Here is a 19093-nt window from a genome sequence, read left to right as displayed (position 1 = left end):
TTTGATTGTATTTACATTACCGTTTCAAATTAACAATAACATCCATCAACTCTGAACCCGTCTGAAATACTTTGGAATTCGCTGTATAATTCCGTTGCGCCTCAATCATATCTGTCAGTTCATCGCCCATATCAACGTTTGAATCCTCCAAATAACCAGAAGATAGAACACCAAAAACACCATCACCAGGACGTCCCATCATTTGCCCCCCTGTCTGACTATTTGTTTCAAAAACAGAACCACCTAAAAAAGTCAAACTTTCTGGTGAAGCCACAGTTGTAACGCCTACGTACCCAATAATTCGGGTTTTTTGATTGGAATACATAACCTCAATTTCACCATTTTTACCAAAAGTGAAACCATCAAAGGCACCTGATTCCATACCATCTGCTTCCGCTTCAAAAGCAAATAAATTGCCCTTTTGCGTTACCAAGGAATCTGCCCCCACCCCGCCAAAATTAACATCAACCTCAAAAGTTTTCCCCTCACTATCTGGCAATGTTAATTTAAATTCTTCTGCAGGCTCTATAAGATTCCCTTCTTTATCAAAGTTAAACTCTGTAGAACCAACTTTTTCTCCGTTAGAATAAGCATCGACAATCCATTTATTTTCAGCGGTTTTTCTCATATAGAAATCAACCTGAACCTTCTTACCTTGGCTGTCATAAGTCATCATAGATTTTTTTTGATTATAACTTTTAGGATCCTCAGGATCAATTTCATTACCCTCTGGTTCCAAAACCTTTGCGTTTGGATTAAAATTTGCTTTAAAATCAATCTTTGTCGTCACTTCAGGACCAAATAAATCGGTTGGACCACCTTTAATTTGGATTCTTTCTCCATCTTCATTTAAAAGATAATATCCTGCAGTATTGCGAAGATATCCATCCTTATCGCGCGCAAAAGACCCTGCACGCGTTAAAAATTCTTTCCCATTTTCATCTGCAACACGAAAAAAGCCATTTCCATTAATCATCGCATCACCAGAACGACCTGTTGCATGCGCCGGACCACTAATTGAAATATCATGACCAATATGACTCTTCACTCCACCAGGAACGTAAGCATATTGTCCTGAAGGCGTTACATAATTAGAAAACTGGACATTCGTACGTTTATATCCAACTGTACTAGCATTAGCGACATTATCAGCTACACCAGAAAGCCGCGTCCCCTGAGCGTTCATACCAGAAACACCAGTACGCATCATTCCATAAATACCCATATCATCTCCTATGATTTTTAGCCTATAACACTACCATAAATAAACTTCCTTGTGTGAAGCTTTTGCTTAAATGTTTTTATAAAAATAATTTGATCATAAAAAAAACATAATTTATTTTTAAATTTTATAGAAATATATTCCAATGTATATGTTTTAAGGTGCTAATTTAAATTTTTTAAAATTCAGAGGAGATGTTTATTTAATCTAATTTTTAATTTTTAAACTATAACCTAGAAATCTTTTTGAATCTATAATGTCGTAGCCGATTTTAGATTTTAATTTTTTTCTTAGTTTGCTAATATGGCTTTCTATAACGTTTTCTTCGATTGTATCATCGAAAATGCCGTAGACATTGTTGAATATTTGTGTTTTATTGACACGTTTTCCTGTATTAGTTGTTAGATATTCGAGGATGCGGCGTTCTCTGCGTGGAAGTGGTAAGTTTTTACCATTAATTTGTGGGTCTCGTCCATCATTGAAGACGCTAATAGGTCCGAATTCAATTGCAGCGTTTGCCCCACGTATATTGTTACCAATTCTTCTGCGAATGGCTGCGATTCGTGCTAGAATTTCTCGTACATGGATAGGTTTGCGGAGTACGTCATCCATTCCTGATTGTAAGAGTTCTATTGTATGGTTTAAAATATTCGTCTCTGTCATAGCGAGAATTGGAGCTGAGGTGTAATTTCGAATTTTTTTTGGTAATTCGATTTGGTTTTTGCATTTTCCTAAAAGAATTGCTTCAACTGAGGATATTTCATTATTTGGAGCTGTTGAAATCCACTCGCTAAAATCAGAAGGGGGTAAGCCTGTTGCAGCAACTCCTTCGCGAGAAAATAAGGTAGCATAGCCATCTGTTACCAATTTGCGGTCATCTACTACAACAATCATAAGCACTCATCCAAGCAATATTTAGAACTAAAATTTTAAACGCATACGCAGAAAAGCCTACATATTGTTAAATTTATACAACTTTAATTTTTTAAAATACAAGTTATTTTTACCATTTATTATCTATAAAAGCATAATTACTATTTTTGATAGTATTTTTTAACAAAAAAAACAACTTTTGGTTGTTTTCAACCTAGGATTTTCCCAAAATAGGACAAAATTTCATTATTTTATCAAAATGATTCACTGTTTTTGTCATAATGATTCATTTTGTTCCCTCACAAAATACTCGAGAATTAGAAGTCCATCGACCAAAACCGCTAGCAATCATATTACGCATAACACGGCACACATAACGTTTTTGAGCAGGATCATTATTAGGTCCTGCATGGTAACGTGCAACTGCCATAGTCCAGCTGCCTTCTTTTTGATGTAAATCTTTTAAAAAGTGTGCAGCATAATCAACATTAAGGTGAGGTTTTAACATCTCTGCAACAGAAGAGAAATTTTTTCCATGGTAATAATAATTAATTTGCATGCATCCCACATCAATGAGTTTTGCTCCATGACGTTTGGCATTTTTAAAGATATGTAAAGCTTCTGATTGATTTTTTGCAAAAACAGTTCTGCCATCAATATTCAATGCGTATGGCTGAAGTGATTCTTTATGACCTGTTTCTGTTAACCCAACCGCATACAATATGCCTAGCGGAACATTATAGCGTTTAGAAGCAGTAATCATTTCTGCTTCACAAATATTTTCAGCTATCGCATAATCCAATACTATAATGCTATACAACCAACCGATAAGAAGTATATGGAGAGATATCTTCAAAAGGAAGATCCAAAAGTGATGTATCTGACAACGAAAATTGTTTGAAAAATTGCTTTGTTTCATTTTTTCCATTCTGTTCATTATGATCAAATGATTGACGTTGACCATTAAAATGTTGTCCACTATTATTTTGCTCTAATCCTTGTTCCATTTGCAAAGATTGGTTTTGGTGAATAGTTTGAGTACTTTTATCAACAATACTAATCAATAAATGACTATCATCATGAATATGTGCCTTCTCTAAAACATATGATAACGTCTGTTGATTACTGATCAAAAGGCGAGCTGTTTCCCGATGCTGAGTACACAATTCAATATAAAGTCCTTGCGCAGTCATTTTCACTTTAGCATTAACTGTCCCAAGCTCTACAGGTGTAAGCTTTAAATGCAAAATCCTTACAACTCCAACCTTTTTATTAAACGTGATATCAACATCACTTAACTGTATCATAACATCAGACTTTTCCTCTTGAAAAGAAAGTCTATCACCTATCTCTAAATTCTTAAGAGATTGAGCTCTTTCTGTCTTCATACCCACATTTAGTGTCAAGAATTCACTTCCATGTATAAAATTTTGTGTACCATATTTTGGCATTTTTTGTTGTATGAGAGAATGTTTGTCTACTGCTTTAACTTGAACCTTTTTTTCAACAGCACATGCTTTTTGAATATCTACAATCCACTGATTTTGTATATCACTTTTTATAGGAGCTGTGATGCTTTCATTTTTCACACGCTCACCAACTTTTTCTCCAATTTTTTCTTGCTTTACAAACTGTTGCACTGAACAAAATGGATGTAAAAAATTTTGAAAAGAAATATTTTTTTTATTGCCAATATAACTATGTTTTGGTTTTTGTAGTTTTTCTTCAAAAGCTTTAATTATATTTTTTCTACTATTTCTTCTGATGTTTCCAACTCCATGATTTTATCTAAAGAATCCTGGTCTATAACTTCATTTAAATGCTCCATACTCTCATATAAAATTGTCTGTTCTGCAGACTCTTCTAAAACTTCCTTTACCATATACATAAGTGAAGAATCTTCATGAAGATTTTTATCTTGCACAAATTTATTTTGTTTAAGCAGTGTATCAAAAGCTTTAGATAATTGATTATCCGTGCAATCTTCCAGCTGAACTGAAGTTTTATTTATTGTAGTTTTTTGCATAGAAAGGAAACCACATAATCCATCAGTCCTTATTGTCATTTTTATATCCTAATAATTGGTCGATTTCGTTTATCTTTTCTTTTGTGTTCTGAATAAACTGATTCATCTCTGCTTCTATAGGAGATGTTATATTTTGTTGTTTAGCATCTTTTTCTAAGGTTAACTTCAACTCTTCCTGACTTTGCAATTGTAATGCAGCCTGTGCTTTTTTTTCTTTCTGATCACCTAATGGAGAAGAAATAACTCTTTGCGCAACAGCTTGTGCAGCAGTAAATAAAAAGCGATCTTTTTCTGATAAATCTTTGTAGATGATATTTTGTAATATTTGTATAGATTCTTGTGCAGTGATCGAACCAACCAAACTCATAGCGTAATATAGACGCGCAGATGTATCATCTGCACCGATCTCATGTGCTAATATCAGAGCTTTTTGAGCACTCAATCGTGCCTTTTCCATACGCGCATCAATTAATGCTGCACGACTCACTTCCATATATGTCATAAACTGCACTTTTGTAGGTGCATAAGAAACTAATGTTTCCAATTGCTCAACACTTAACTTTTTATCAACCCGTAATATAGCTGGAGTAAATTCATGCCAAAAATCATGAGCATAAGGTGATTTCCAAAAACGATGCGTATAATGACGAATTAATAAGGCCAAAAGATCAGTCTCACCAAGTATTGATGCAACTTTTAGTTCTCGACGAATAGCTCCCTCTTCAAATAAAGTGCCTGGAGCAAAAAGTCTTATTTGATCAAGCTGTTTCAGAGCCAAAATGGGATCTTTTTCTATGATATTAACAACTGTAGAAAGCACGATAGATGCGAACAAAGCAGGAGGGATAGACCGAACATTTTCTTCAGTCAATTGTGTATATGCTTTTAAAAAAGCTGCTCTTTTATGAGATGCATAAGCTAAAGCACTATCCATTACATTATGCGGTATCACTCCCTTCCCATAATTCTCTAAAATGATTTGCACCACTCGCGGATTTCCACCATTAAAAAGATAGATCAATAAAGCATAAAGATTATTTTCATCTTTCCAAATGTCAGAATCAAAAGTTAAAAATTTATTGCCAATTTCTCCCAAAAGCTGCAGTTGCTTTTGCAATGCGTCTTCTTGTCCTGATATAATTTTATCTTGCAAATTTTGCAAAGAACGCACAAACTGCATTGGCTCAGAGATAACAGCTTCTGATAACATAGAAGATTCTTTAATCTCATGATCTACCTCTGCAACCAAAACTTCCTGAGACTCTGTTTCTGTCTTTTGTAAAGAAGCCTCCCCTTCTTGCACAAGAACTCCTTGAATAAAGACCAAAAAAGACAGAAAACAGACATAATATATCTTTTTCATAATCATAGTGTCTTTTCCTTTTCAAGAAGTGATTTTTCTTGTGTTTCTTCACTCTTTGGATCTCGTATAAAAATAGATATACGACGATTTTCAACTGCATATGGATCCTTTTTATTCTTCAAATCCCGATCTGCATAACCTTCAACACGCAAAATTCGTTTTTCATCCAAACCACCACGTACCAACATATAATAAGCCATCTGCGCACGTGCTGTTGAAAGTTGCCAATTATCATAAACGTTACTGCGATAAGGCCGCGCGTCAGTATGTCCACTAATCACGACATATCCCTGATGCTTTGCAATAATTCCTGCCATGCTACTAATTAAATCAATTGTCTGTGCTGTTGGAACAGATAAGCCAACTTTAAACATTTCATACTTAGGCTGATCCATTAATTCAATCATAACGCCTTCTCTAATTGGCTTCACATGAGCCAATATGTTATTGTTCGTCTCCTTTATTAAATCTGTTAATTCTTTTGCAAGAATACGCGAGCTTTCAGAAGAATTACTTTCCTGTGCGGATTCTTGTGCCATTGTTTTTTGCTTTTGAGTTTTTGCTTTTTGAGAAGAAACAACATTTTTTCTCCAATAATATGGCGAAAAAGGATCATGATACTCTATTCCTAGTTGTAAATTTTCCTGAGAATCACCAGTTCCCTGTCCTACAAGTTTGCCCTTTTCAAACTGCTGCTCAGTAAGATTTTGTGCGTTGTGTTCTGACTGAACAATCTTTTCCAATCCAGAATAAGGATCATGCATTAACTCTGCTTCCTCCGTAGCATTTGACTTTTCTGATTCAGCATTATCTCTACGTTCTTGATCAAGAGAGCTTTTTTTATCTTGCTCAATATCATTGTGCTGAATACCACGATTACTTGTTTGGGGATCTACGAGTTTGATTGGATTAAAATAATTTGCAATCGCTTCTTTTGTCTCATCGTCTTGAACGTTAACAAGCCATAAAACGAGAAAAAGCGCCATCATTGCTGTCATAAAATCAGCATAAGCAATCTTCCAAACACCACCATGATGATCATCATGATCGCCATGTCCTCCACGACGAACAATAATAATTTCAGAAGAAGATTGTTGATCATCAGATTTCACTGTACCAACTCCTTCAATGTCGTCAGAAATGGAGTGAGCTGTGTAGCAATAACCATTTCACCACGATGTAAACGTATCTCTGAACTCTTGGTCGGTTGAAATTCAAACTGAGATGAATCAAAATCACGCTGTTTTTTCAGCTGCTCCAACAATTCTTCATTCCCTTCAAGAACTAAAGGCTGCCCTGCACCAAAAGCCTGATCTGAAATCTTTGTAGCAAATTGCTGAAGCGCTTCTTCTGTAATTTTCTCACCAATAAATATGGAAAGAACCTGTGCAATTTCTTGAGAAATTTCCTGACGTAAATCAGCTAGCCCCTTTGTTAATTGACTCTTTATATTGGCTCCTAGTGATTCAACCACACTTCGTTTAGCAGATTCAATAGCCTTTGCATGCTCTTCTTCCAAATGTTGCTTTTCAACTTCAAATTGTTTTTGCAATTTTTCTGTTGCCTCTTGCATAGCTTGGTCAAAGGCTGCCTTTCGAGCTGATTCAATATCAACAACACCTTCAGAAGAAAGATTGAAAGGTAATATTTCTTCCATATATTCTTTCGGAAACTCAATACTGGATGATGAAAAGTCTCCCTCCTTCTCGTCATTACACATAAGTTCACTTTCATTATCAGAAGGCAAAACCTCTATATCTTCAGAAGAAATATAGCGAGGTGAAAAATCACTCAAAAAAGAAGATAATGGCAAACTTATCTGTTTTTCAAATTTTTCACCTGTTTGTTCCATTCTATTCATCTCGTCCATTTAGCATTTCACCTTACAAATCTAAGCGGCCACAGCTGTACCAGTGTCATTGACCCATTCACGTAAAACTCCAGCAAAACGTTCTTCATCCATTACAATCATTTGCTCAAGACGATTTTGTGGCGGGACGCGCATACGATTACGTAGATCATTAATTGTATCATTACTTGTCCCTGTAATTCCACCAAATTCTGCATTAGTTTGATATTGGTGTTCCAAAGCAGGTATATCTTCAAAATCAGACACAGCATTTCCACTGTTTTCAAGTACCCTTTTTCCTTCCCGCATTTCACGCATCAAGGGACGTACACCTAAAAATAAAATCAAGAGAATAGCGATCACTAAAGCAACCCCATTGATCAAACCAGATGTATAACGTGATAATAATTTCCAAAGAGGCATTTGAACAGGTGTCATATCAGACTCAGTATGACCGACAAAATCAACAGCTGTAACATTAATGATATCCCCACGTTTTGGATCAAGCCCTGCTGCCGTCGCAACCATCTGCTGGATGCGGTTTATTTCATCATTAAGAGCATTTTCAGAAGTTGGCTTTGTAATATCTGGAAGGGTTAAACGCGCACGATCTACCACGATAGCAACAGCTAATTTCTTCACACTATAACCATCACTAACTGTAGAGATAGTCTTAGAGTTAATTTCATAATTAGTGGTCTCTTCACGGCGATCTTTTTTATCCGTTGATCTTTCTCCACCACTATTGGCAATTTCTTCTTGCGGAATATTTTGTTCTACACTTACAGAATCACTATTGCGATTATTTTGACTATCAGCTTGATCACGCACAGAGCGCACAGAACGCACAACTTGTGATTCTGGATCAAAAACAGTCTCATTCGTTTGACGACGATCTGTATCTAAAACAACTTGCACACTGGTTTGAAAGTGATTAAAACCAAGATAAGGAACCAATTGCTTACGAATATTCGCATCAATTTGCGAAGCAACCTGCTGCTCAAGAGATGCCATCATCATTGAAGTTCCATTCATTGCATCCATCCCAGAAGCAAGCAATTGTCCACGTGTGTCCATCACCGTCACTGAACTTGCTTCAAGTGAAGGAACTGCTGCTGCCACTAATTGACGGATAGACTGAGCAGATTCGACTGCAAAACCACCATTAGTACGAATCACAACAGAGGCAGTAGGCTTCTGATTAGCCTTACGGAATGATCCTTTGTCTGGTAAAACAATATGGACACGTGCTGCCTTTACACCTTGTACAACTTGAATCGTCCTTGCAATTTCACCCTCTAAAGCACGTTGGCGCGTAATTTCTTGCATAAAAGATGTGAGCCCTAAGGATCCCATATTATCAAACAATTCATATCCTGCATTGTTTGATGTCGGCAGCCCTTTTTCTGCAAGAAACATTCGCGCTTGTTCTGCTTGTCCCACTGGAACCTGAACAGTACTGCCATCAGCAGAAACATCAAAAGCAATCCCCGCCTCACCCAAAGCCATTCCCATTCGATTTACATCATCACGTGAAAGGCCAACATAAAGTGTTTCATAAACAGGACGCGTCAAATAAAAGCTGGAAAATAAAATTGTTCCAAATAAGGTTAATCCAATCATACCAAGCGCAATAAGGCGCTTCGCCCCTAGTTTATGGAGAGCATTCCCAGAAGAAGAAAGAAAAGCCAAAAATTTATCAAGCATAGATTTGCACCATATATATTGAGAAAAAAACTCACGTAAAATAAAGAAAAACAGCTGCTTAACAGCTGTTTTCCCACTCTTACTACTCAAATCATAAAAAACAAAACTTGCGTGAAAATGATGTCTACTTTTAAATAGAAAATCCCATAATACAATTATATTATTAAGTTTATTAAAGGTAACGTCGTCCTATCCTGCCATCTTTTTTTATTTTTTAAATACATATTAAAAAAATAATTTGTTTAACAAAATCAAAACACATTTTAATCTTAGAAATTCCATATTTACCTTTATCACTTTGGTACAAAGTCATTCGTTTATTATTTATTTTAGCTTATTCTTATAAGCAAAAAGTAAAAGAGTTTATAAATTATGGAAAATTCTTTATGAGTAAAAATTATCTTTTGTATTGCACAACCGTAGCAGCTGTCATCTTGTTTGGTACTAATTTTGCAAGGGCTGAAAATAGCAGCTTTATTGAAATGGAAACTTTACTAAATTTACTAATGATGAATCAAGCTCTTTTTGTTGATGAAGGCAAAACCATTGTAATGGAAAGTGGTGCCATCAAAACAGAAAAGAATGGCGTGCATGCTCAGGGTTCAGGAAGTAAAATTGAATTAGGTGATGTACGAATCGAGGCAAAAAACGGTCTTTTTGCTCAAGACAATAACACTATAATAATGAAAAAAGGCTCTATTAAAGCATCAGAGAACGGTGTGCAAACTTATAATTCAGGAAGTAAAATTGAATTAGGTGATGTATGGATCGAGGCAGAAGAAAAAGGTCTTATTGCTTCTGAAAACAGCACCATAACAATGGAAAAAGGTTCTATCAAAACAAAAAAGAATGGCGTGCATGCTCAGGGTTCAGGAAGTAAAATTAAATTAGGTGATGTACAAATCGAGGCAGAAGAAAAAGGTCTTATTGCTTTTAAAAACAGCACCATAACAATGGAAAAAGGTTCTATCAAAACAAAAAAGAATGGCGTGCATGCTCAGGGTTCAGGAAGTAAAATTGAATTAGGTGATGTACGAATCGAGGCAGAAGAAAAAGGTCTTATTGCTTCTGAAAACAGCACCATAACAATGGAAAAGGCTTCTATTAAAGCAAAAGAAACCGCTGTAGAAGCTCAGAAGTCTGGAGTTAGAATTGAATTAAGTGATGTACGAATCGAGGCAGAAGAAAAAGGTCTTATTGCTTTTGAAAACAGCACCATAACAATGGAAAAAGGTTCTATCAAAACAAAAAAGAATGGCGTGCATGCTCAGGGTTCAGGAAGTAAAATTAAATTAGGTGATGTACAAATCGAGGCAGAAGAAAAAGGTCTTATTGCTTTAAAAAACAGCACCATAATAATGGAAAAGGCTTCTATTAAAGCAAAAGAAACCGCTGTAGAAACTCAGGATTCTGGATCTAGAATTGAATTAACTGATGCAAAAATCGAAGCAGGAAAGACAGGTGTTTCCGTTTACGATGAAAGCACCATAATAATGGAAAGAGGTTCCATCAAAGCAAAAGAAAATGGTATAGAAACTCAGGGTTCAGGAAGCAGAATTAAACTAACTAATGTACAAATTGAAGCAAAAAAAACGGGTATTTTATTAGTAGAATCTGGACAGAGTAATATCCTTCTTAAAGATTCAAGAATCCACGCCGATGTTTTATTAAACACTGAAACAGCTTATGATGAAGCAACTCTCGAATTAAGCGCAAACCACTCACTCTTAGAAGGTGGTGTCAGAACTGGAGAAGAAACTGAAACAGTCTTTAACCTTAACAATGGCACAATTTGGACTCTAAAAATCAGCAAAGAAGAAAAAAATGACGAAAATAAATTACTCGATCTTGGTGATAGAGCTCGTTCTTTTGTATCTAAATTAGATCTTAATAATAGTACTATTGCCTTTGATAAGTCAACAGAAGGCCAGTATCAAACACTATATGTAGGACCTGTAATACCGGAGGTAATAGATAATCGAAGAGACGCAAACAACCCTTCAAAAGTCTACAATGCTCAAGGCAATGCAAAAATTTATTTCAACACTGAATGGATTAGTGGCCTTAAAATAAAAGATCAAAAAACTGATCGGCTTGTGATTAATGGCGATGCATCAGGGACAACTACAGTCTATGTCAACATTATCAAAGGAAATAATAAAACAGAAGAAAACACTTCAGTTCCTGAAAATGAAAATGGCATCTCACTCATCCAAGTTTCTGGAAAAGCAAATAAAGACTCCTTTAAATTGGCACATGGCTACACCACAATAAAGGGGGTACCGTACAAATATACACTAAATGCGTACGATCCTAAAGCTTCCAGTCATAAAGCAGATCAAAGTATGTTTGGCCCAGATACACCATACTGGGACTTCCGCTTACAGAATGCCTATCTTGACTCTCAATCGAAGGTGAAGGCTCTTGTACCACAAATGGCCAGTTATTTGGTGATGCCAAATGCTTTATTCTCTGTCGGTTTCTCTGATATTGGTGAGCAAAATAAAGCATTGACCAATATGCGAACAATTTCATTAGAAAATGACAATAATAAGAAAAATACTTTCTTCTTATCCTCTTACGGCAGTACAGTAACTTTATCATCCAATCACAGTGCTCTCGAGTACGGTTATGGTGCTAATATTCGCTATGGCGGTGTACAAGCAGGTGTTGCATTGGGTGCTCTTGAAAATCAAAATACCATCACACGATTTGGTCTATTAGGCACTTATGGTCAAGTGTCCTTTACTCCAAAAGATATGGAAGGTGCTGTTAAAAGTACACTTGATAAATGGTCAGTCTCAGCTTTCGGCAGTATGCAATACCGCAATGGTTTATATTTGGATACTCTTTTCTCCTATGGTCTCGTAAAAGGACATATTAAAGTTGCTGACATCGGAAATATCGCAAAGTTGGACAATGTAAACACATTGAGTGCTTCTGCTACCATTGGTCAACAATTTACAACCAGTATTCAAGGATTAACCTTTGAACCACAAGCACAACTTGCTTATCAGAGTTTGATTTTTGATAATATTTCAGATGGTAATGATCTTGAAATCAATATGAATAATCCTCATCAATGGTTAGTTCGTATTGGTGGACGTTTGACCAAAACTGTCACTGCAGTAGAAAATGGCCGTGCTATTTCACTTTATGGAAAATTGAATATGATCAACACTTTTGGTGATGATAATACAATACAGGTTAGCGATAGTTTCCATCTTGACCCTATGGGGGCGTCTGTTGAAGGTGGTGTAGGTATCAATGCACAATTAAATCAAAAAATCGGATTACACGGAGATGTTAGCCACCAACACAAGCTCCAAAAAGCAGGTGTATCAGCGACTTCTTTCTCAGGTGGAATACGTTATCGTTTCTAAAACAAACTGATATTAACTCTAATAACAAAGGCAGTACAATGTACTGCCTTTTTATTTTATCCCTCTTCCCTTCTAAAAAAGAATCCAAAATATTAGATTTTCCTTATATTTTTACTTCTTTGATGGACTATTCTTTACCATTCCATCATTTTCTAGAAAAACGAAAAATTTATCAACATTTTAGCAAATAATAATATAAATTAGCAATATGACAGCCTATTAAATATAATATTTTTCTATTATTTAAAATTTATTTTAAGTATAAATATGAAAAATTCGCTCTTTATAAAAAGAAAATTTAATACATTATGTATTAATAATAAATAACATTATGTTTAATATATTAAAAATATATATAAATACATTGTGTATATAAATAATAATTATTTTTATATTTATATAAAATGATTTTTATCTTTACATACAAGAAAAAATAATCTAATCCAATCAATGAAAATTATCTATTCCATATCCTTCTTATAAGCGGGGGGATTAATGTGGGTTTTATAAGTTAGGGAAGTCCTTATGTGTAAAAATTATCTTTTATCGTATACAGCTGCGGCTGCTATAGTTTTGTTTAGTGCTCATTTTAATGCTGCTGTTGCTGAGAACATGGATCAATATAAAGGAGAGGAAGTAGACGCCGGTGAAAACAAAACTTATCAGGCTCCTAGCGACGGAAAGAGTGCTCTTCATGTAGGAGAGAAGTCAGAAGATGGCGAAGAAAGTAATGATAAAAAAGGTGGTAAAATCACTGGTAAAGATTTAACGCTGATTGGCACTGAGGAAAAAAAAGGAAAAGGTACAACAGTTGATGGGTCAGATAGTGAAATCATTCTAAAAGGTAAAACAACTATTAAAGACCTTGATATCGGCGTTAGTGCAACTAAAGGTGGTAAAATCACCATGGAAAGTGGTACAATTGATGTCAGTGATACAGCTATAAAAGCTGAGGATGAAAACACAATTATTACATTAGGCAATGTGGATATTACTTCACAAAAGACAGGTATTGATATAAAAAATGGCGCCGAAATCACCATGGAAAGTGGTACTATTAACGCCAAAGAAGCTGCTATAAAAGCTGAGAATGAAAACACAATTATTACATTAGGTAATGTGGACATTACTTCACAAGGGATAGGTATTGATATAAAAAACGGTGCCAAAATTTTAGCAAATGGTGCTTCTGTTACATTCAAAAATGATAAAGAAGATAATGCTGATAAAGTAGCAATTTCTGCTCACGGGAATGGAAGTAGCATTACATCAAATGATGTAGTAATTTCTTCAGATGCAAGTGGTATTAAAATAAGTGAAAAAGCAATATTAAATATGACCGGTGGCTCCATTGTAGCTAAAAAAGACGGTATTGTTTTTGATGGAAATGAGAATGATGAAAGCAAGATAAAAAATGTGAAAATCACTGTTGAAGAAGGAAGTGGATTATTAGCCAAAAACAGTAAGGTTTCTTTAGAAAATATTTCCATTAAATCTAAAAAAGGTTTTGGGCTTTACGCATCTGGTAATAAAACAGATGTCACAATAGAAGGTGGTATAATTGACGCAAACAATGCTGCATTTTTTGTAGAAAATAGTTCAAAAATCAATATTTCTAATGTTTCTGCAAAAGCTTCTGCAAATGGTCTAGAGTTTAGAAATAATGATGAACAAGGAGCTGTTGTTAATTTTATTAATACAAAGCTTGCTGTTGAAAAAGGCGTAGGTATTTTTGGAAACGAATCTGGAAAAGACATTGTAAACCTTAAAAATTCAGAAATACGTGCTGATCTTTTATTAAAATCTACTGCTAAAGAAGAAAAGAAGTCAGTTCTTACACTTAATGCAGACCACTCACTCTTAGAAGGTGGTGTCAGAACTGGAGAAGAAACTGAAACAGTCTTTAACCTTAACAATGGCACAATTTGGACTCTAAAAATCAGCAAAGAAGAAAAAAATGACGAAAATAAATTACTCGATCTTGGTGATAGAGCTCGTTCTTTTGTATCTAAATTAGATCTTAATAATAGTACTATTGCCTTTGATAAGTCAACAGAAGGCCAGTATCAAACACTATATGTAGGACCTGTAATACCGGAGGTAATAGATAATCGAAGAGACGCAAACAACCCTTCAAAAGTCTACAATGCTCAAGGCAATGCAAAAATTTATTTCAACACTGAATGGATTAGTGGCCTTAAAATAAAAGATCAAAAAACTGATCGGCTTGTGATTAATGGCGATGCATCAGGGACAACTACAGTCTATGTCAACATTATCAAAGGAAATAATAAAACAGAAGAAAACACTTCAGTTCCTGAAAATGAAAATGGCATCTCACTCATCCAAGTTTCTGGAAAAGCAAATAAAGACTCCTTTAAATTGGCACATGGCTACACCACAATAAAGGGGGTACCGTACAAATATACACTAAATGCGTACGATCCTAAAGCTTCCAGTCATAAAGCAGATCAAAGTATGTTTGGCCCAGATACACCATACTGGGACTTCCGCTTACAGAATGCCTATCTTGACTCTCAATCGAAGGTGAAGGCTCTTGTACCACAAATGGCCAGTTATTTGGTGATGCCAAATGCTTTATTCTCTGTCGGTTTCTCTGATATTGGTGAGCAAAATAAAGCATTGACCAATATGCGAACAATTTCATTAGAAAATGACAATAATAAGAAAAATACTTTCTTCTTATCCTCTTACGGCAGTACAGTAACTTTATCATCCAATCACAGTGCTCTCGAGTACGGTTATGGTGCTAATATTCGCTATGGCGGTGTACAAGCAGGTGTTGCATTGGGTGCTCTTGAAAATCAAAATACCATCACACGATTTGGTCTATTAGGCACTTATGGTCAAGTGTCCTTTACTCCAAAAGATATGGAAGGTGCTGTTAAAAGTACACTTGATAAATGGTCAGTCTCAGCTTTCGGCAGTATGCAATACCGCAATGGTTTATATTTGGATACTCTTTTCTCCTATGGTCTCGTAAAAGGACATATTAAAGTTGCTGACATCGGAAATATCGCAAAGTTGGACAATGTAAACACATTGAGTGCTTCTGCTACCATTGGTCAACAATTTACAACCAGTATTCAAGGATTAACCTTTGAACCACAAGCACAACTTGCTTATCAGAGTTTGATTTTTGATAATATTTCAGATGGTAATGATCTTGAAATCAATATGAATAATCCTCATCAATGGTTAGTTCGTATTGGTGGACGTTTGACCAAAACTGTCACTGCAGTAGAAAATGGCCGTGCTATTTCACTTTATGGAAAATTGAATATGATCAACACTTTTGGTGATGATAATACAATACAGGTTAGCGATAGTTTCCATCTTGACCCTATGGGGGCGTCTGTTGAAGGTGGTGTAGGTATCAATGCACAATTAAATCAAAAAATCGGATTACACGGAGATGTTAGCCACCAACACAAGCTCCAAAAAGCAGGTGTATCAGCGACTTCTTTCTCAGGTGGAATACGTTATCGTTTCTAAAACAAACTGATATTAACTCTAATAACAAAGGCAGTACAATGTACTGCCTTTTTATAATAATTCTATTAATGAAAATCTATATTCTTTATATCACTAAAAACTCTCCCTCCTATTTTTTTCATCGACAGAAAAAACACTATAAGTATAACTTAATACTCTGGTACTCATAATTTTCTTATGAAGTACTTTCTTTAGCTGTTTATTGTAAATAATACTCCGTCTTCATGCGGCTATAATATTATATAAATTTGAAATGAGGATATTAATATAATATTGATTTGGTTTATTCTCGATAATAGGAATGTAGATAATCTGAAAAGAATATGAATATCAAAGATTAAAAACCTATGCCCAGTTTTATTATCTCTTTCAAATTCGACTTTACAGCCTTCAGAAGTACCCAAAGCAGTATTTTTAATAACGATGATTGCTCATCATTTCATGCTTTTGCTTTTTGCACTTACTTAATAGAACCCTACTTTCACAAAGAACAGAACATTATTATGCTATTTACTTATTATAATATTAAAATTCGCATAATTATTGTATCATAATGAACTTAAACTTGCATTTCTTTGTGTTGTTAATTAAATAGCATGTTGTGAAGATTATTAACTTGAGGTTTAATTTGTATGAGAGCGACATTTATTATCAAATTAAGTTTGAAAGGTATTTTTCTTTTATTTAGTATAACCAATGCACATAGCATAGAGCAATTTTTTAATAATGAAAACTTTGCATTTCATAGCAGAGATATCCCTATAGAATCAATTATAGATTCTTCTGCATTAAATAGAGAGAAATCTGAATCAAAATATGTTGGAATTCTTGCTAACAAAATTGGAAAAGCTGATTTTACAGGAGTCAATATAACAGCTGATTCGTTTGGTGTAGTACCCTATGCAGGATCTAGAGTTTATATTAAAAATTCAACTATAAGAGTTACTAATCCTTTAGGTTATGGTATTTATTTCAGACATAAACTGACTCCTAACGATCTTGATCCCCCAAGTCAGGTACACCTTAACAATACAACAATTTCATCTCCATATATAGGTATTTCGTCAAAAGGTCCAGGTATTGTAATTCTTAAAAATTCGCAAATTTATTCTGATATTTTAACGAGCCAACCTACAACAAATACAGCGTATCAACAGTATAATTACGCTGAGATGTTGCGTATTGATGCAGACGGTTCTACTTTACAAGGTCAATCAAAGGTTGAGAACTCCCAATATATGTTTTTAACTTTAAAAAATGGTTCAAAATGGATTATACCTGCTAGTTCCAATTCTGAAGAAAGGCGACAAGAGTCTACTATACATATGCTTCATCTTTATGATAGTGCTATTGTATTTGATAAAAATGTCAGTGGTGGTTACCAAACTTTATCCATACAAATTCCACAAGGAAAGTCTATTTCACAATATTTCACAGCTGGTGATGCGAGGGTTTATTTCAATGTGAGCAGTGTAGATTCTGACAAACTTATAATTAAAACGGATGTACAAGGTGTTACCAAAATTTATATTAATCACGTTAAAGATCCAAGAGACAATACAGACGTAAAACATATTGGCATTAGAGAGTATGTTTCTCCTTCAAAGGAAGGAATCTCCCTCATTGAAGTATATGGAAAAGCAACTGAAAACTCTTTTAAATTAGCCCATGGCTACACTACAGTTGGTGGTTTTCCTTATAAGAATGTCCTTAAAAGAATACCTGTTTATGATGTTGTTAGTGAACCGCTTACTAACAGGCGTTTCAATTGGCATTTCAGATTGCAAAATGAATATATAGATTCTCAATCACAAGTGAGATCTCTTGTCCCACGAATGGCAAGCTATTTAGTCATGCCTAATGCTTTATTCTCTTCGGGTATCTCTGATATTAATAATCAGAATAAAGTGTTGGCTGATATGCGAGAAAGATTAGTCTCGAGTAAAAAGAAGGGATCCCTCTTTTTGTCCTCTTATGGTAACGTAGCAAACTTTTCATCTATCCGCAATCCGTTACAATATGGTTATGGTGCTGATACAGTGTATGCTGCTTTACAAACTGGTGCTGTTTTAGGTTCTTTTGAAAATGAAAATATCATTACAAACTTCGGTCTGTTGGGAACCTATGGTAAAGTATCTTTTACTCCAAAAGATATGGAGGGCTCTGCGAAAAGTTCCCTTGATAAGTGGTCAGTTTCAGCTTTTGGTAGTGTTCAACATGATAACAATTTGTATATGAATGCACTTTTATCTTATGGTATCGTGAAAGGACACATTAAGACTGCTGTTATCGATAACGTTGCAGAAATTGATGATACAAAAATGTTCAGTGTATCTGGAACTGTCGGTCAAAAATTAGCAACTGGTGTTGAGAATGTATCTTTTGAACCCCAAGCACAACTTATTTATCAAAGTGTTATGTTTAATAACATTTTAGATATTGATAAACTTCAAGTTAATATGAAGGACCCTAATCAATGGTTAGCACGCGTAGGTGGTCGTTTAACTAAAACTACTGTTGTTGAAAAAGATAGTGTCGTTTCTTTTTATGGAAAACTGAATGTTATGAAGACTCTTAGTGCGAGTGATACGATAGAAGTTGGTGATACTTTTCATCTTGATTCTATGGGATCTGCCATTGAGGGTGGTTTAGGTATTAATGTACAATTAACTAAGAAGATTCTATTCCACGGTGATGCCAGTTACCAAAAAAGGCTATCAAAAACTGGTGTATCTGGAGCATCTTTTTCAGGAAGGTTACATTATCGTTTTTAATAGGTTAATGCTGCTTTAATAAAGAAGGCAATATAATTTATTGCCTTCTTTTTTAAATTTTTAATATTGTTCTGGAAGATTATTCTACTTATTTATACATAAAATCTAAAGTATTTCAGTAACATATCCCAATTCAGACTAACGAAGTGTTTCAGCTTTTATATTATTGTTAATAAAACTCTAATTTCTGTATTGAAGTTTACAATTCTAAGCTTCATTATTAAGAATATTGTTCTAAATAATTTTCAAGGCTGTAAAGTGAATTTAAAAGAGATGATAAAATTAAAAAACATTGTTTTTTAATTTTTGGAATCCATTTCTTATAATTATACTGTATTTCTGTTATTCAAAATCAATCAAAGGCAGATATACATCTGCAT

12 protein-coding genes are annotated in these 19093 nt (G+C 34.7%); 3 read left to right on the top strand and 9 right to left on the bottom strand.

Translation table 11 applies throughout. The annotated features are described in order from the left end of the window. Positions 1-16 precede the first annotated feature (16 nt). The 9 genes from BJB63x_RS01625 to fliF all read right to left on the bottom strand — a co-directional run bounded on the left by BJB63x_RS01625 (position 17) and on the right by fliF (position 9040). The gene (locus BJB63x_RS01625) at positions 17-1225 is read right to left on the bottom strand and encodes a flagellar hook protein FlgE (protein ID WP_078719622.1); all 1209 of its coding nucleotides are present in this window, start codon (positions 1223-1225) and stop codon (positions 17-19) included. Between the two features lie 204 nt (positions 1226-1429). Further along, entirely contained in the window at positions 1430-2116 is a 687-nt protein-coding gene (locus BJB63x_RS01620) for a response regulator transcription factor (protein WP_078719621.1), read from the bottom strand. 265 nt (positions 2117-2381) lie between these two features. Next, the gene (locus tag BJB63x_RS01615; protein WP_236823878.1) at positions 2382-2858 is read right to left on the bottom strand and encodes a transglycosylase SLT domain-containing protein; all 477 of its coding nucleotides are present in this window, start codon (positions 2856-2858) and stop codon (positions 2382-2384) included. 49 nt (positions 2859-2907) lie between these two features. Continuing rightward, on the bottom strand, positions 2908-3684 hold the full coding sequence (fliK, locus tag BJB63x_RS01610) for a flagellar hook-length control protein FliK (RefSeq protein WP_153300772.1): 777 nt from the start codon (positions 3682-3684) through the stop codon (positions 2908-2910). 149 nt (positions 3685-3833) lie between these two features. Next, positions 3834-4160 carry a hypothetical protein gene (locus BJB63x_RS01605; RefSeq protein ID WP_078719619.1) on the bottom strand — a complete coding sequence of 109 codons (327 nt, stop codon included), beginning with the start codon at positions 4158-4160 and terminating at the stop codon, positions 3834-3836. Further along, on the bottom strand, positions 4144-5484 hold the full coding sequence (locus BJB63x_RS01600) for a chemotaxis protein (protein WP_236823867.1): 1341 nt from the start codon (positions 5482-5484) through the stop codon (positions 4144-4146). Before BJB63x_RS01600 ends, BJB63x_RS01605 begins: the two co-directional genes overlap by 17 nt. 2 nt (positions 5485-5486) lie before the next feature. Then, complete coding sequence (locus BJB63x_RS01595) at positions 5487-6596, bottom strand: flagellar motor protein MotB (RefSeq protein ID WP_078718723.1); 1110 nt, start codon at positions 6594-6596, stop codon at positions 5487-5489. After that, the gene (locus tag BJB63x_RS01590; protein WP_078718722.1) at positions 6593-7354 is read right to left on the bottom strand and encodes a hypothetical protein; all 762 of its coding nucleotides are present in this window, start codon (positions 7352-7354) and stop codon (positions 6593-6595) included. The genes BJB63x_RS01595 and BJB63x_RS01590 overlap by 4 nt, the downstream gene beginning before the upstream one ends. 21 nt (positions 7355-7375) lie before the next feature. Then, positions 7376-9040, bottom strand: coding sequence for a flagellar basal-body MS-ring/collar protein FliF (gene fliF / locus BJB63x_RS01585; protein WP_078718721.1), 1665 nt, complete (start codon positions 9038-9040; stop codon positions 7376-7378). 386 nt (positions 9041-9426) lie between these two features. Here fliF and BJB63x_RS01580 point away from each other — a divergent pair, with 386 nt between their 5' ends. From BJB63x_RS01580 to BJB63x_RS01570, 3 genes are all read left to right on the top strand, one after another. Continuing rightward, on the top strand, positions 9427-12423 hold the full coding sequence (locus BJB63x_RS01580; RefSeq protein ID WP_078718720.1) for an autotransporter outer membrane beta-barrel domain-containing protein: 2997 nt from the start codon (positions 9427-9429) through the stop codon (positions 12421-12423). 525 nt (positions 12424-12948) lie between these two features. Further along, on the top strand, positions 12949-15939 hold the full coding sequence (locus tag BJB63x_RS01575; protein ID WP_078718719.1) for an autotransporter family protein: 2991 nt from the start codon (positions 12949-12951) through the stop codon (positions 15937-15939). Between the two features lie 632 nt (positions 15940-16571). After that, the gene (locus tag BJB63x_RS01570; protein WP_078718718.1) at positions 16572-18713 is read left to right on the top strand and encodes an autotransporter outer membrane beta-barrel domain-containing protein; all 2142 of its coding nucleotides are present in this window, start codon (positions 16572-16574) and stop codon (positions 18711-18713) included. Positions 18714-19093: the final 380 nt, after the last annotated feature.

Source organism: Bartonella sp. JB63 (assembly GCF_002022665.1).
Taxonomy (GTDB): Bacteria; Pseudomonadota; Alphaproteobacteria; order Rhizobiales; family Rhizobiaceae; genus Bartonella.
This window is presented reverse-complemented; position numbering and strand designations above follow the sequence as displayed.

Excerpts from the sequence above, each read along its gene's own strand:
- BJB63x_RS01625 (WP_078719622.1), bottom strand. The coding sequence starts at position 1,225 with ATGGGTATTTATGGAATGATGCGTACTGGTGTTTCTGGTATGAACGCT.
- BJB63x_RS01620 (WP_078719621.1), bottom strand. The coding sequence starts at position 2,116 with ATGATTGTTGTAGTAGATGACCGCAAATTGGTAACAGATGGCTATGCT.
- BJB63x_RS01615 (WP_236823878.1), bottom strand. The coding sequence starts at position 2,858 with ATGATTACTGCTTCTAAACGCTATAATGTTCCGCTAGGCATATTGTAT.
- BJB63x_RS01605 (WP_078719619.1), bottom strand. The coding sequence starts at position 4,160 with ATGACAATAAGGACTGATGGATTATGTGGTTTCCTTTCTATGCAAAAA.
- BJB63x_RS01600 (WP_236823867.1), bottom strand. The coding sequence starts at position 5,484 with ATGAAAAAGATATATTATGTCTGTTTTCTGTCTTTTTTGGTCTTTATT.
- BJB63x_RS01590 (WP_078718722.1), bottom strand. The coding sequence starts at position 7,354 with ATGGACGAGATGAATAGAATGGAACAAACAGGTGAAAAATTTGAAAAA.
- fliF (WP_078718721.1), bottom strand. The coding sequence starts at position 9,040 with ATGCTTGATAAATTTTTGGCTTTTCTTTCTTCTTCTGGGAATGCTCTC.
- BJB63x_RS01580 (WP_078718720.1), top strand. The coding sequence starts at position 9,427 with ATGAGTAAAAATTATCTTTTGTATTGCACAACCGTAGCAGCTGTCATC.
- BJB63x_RS01575 (WP_078718719.1), top strand. The coding sequence starts at position 12,949 with ATGTGTAAAAATTATCTTTTATCGTATACAGCTGCGGCTGCTATAGTT.
- BJB63x_RS01570 (WP_078718718.1), top strand. The coding sequence starts at position 16,572 with ATGAGAGCGACATTTATTATCAAATTAAGTTTGAAAGGTATTTTTCTT.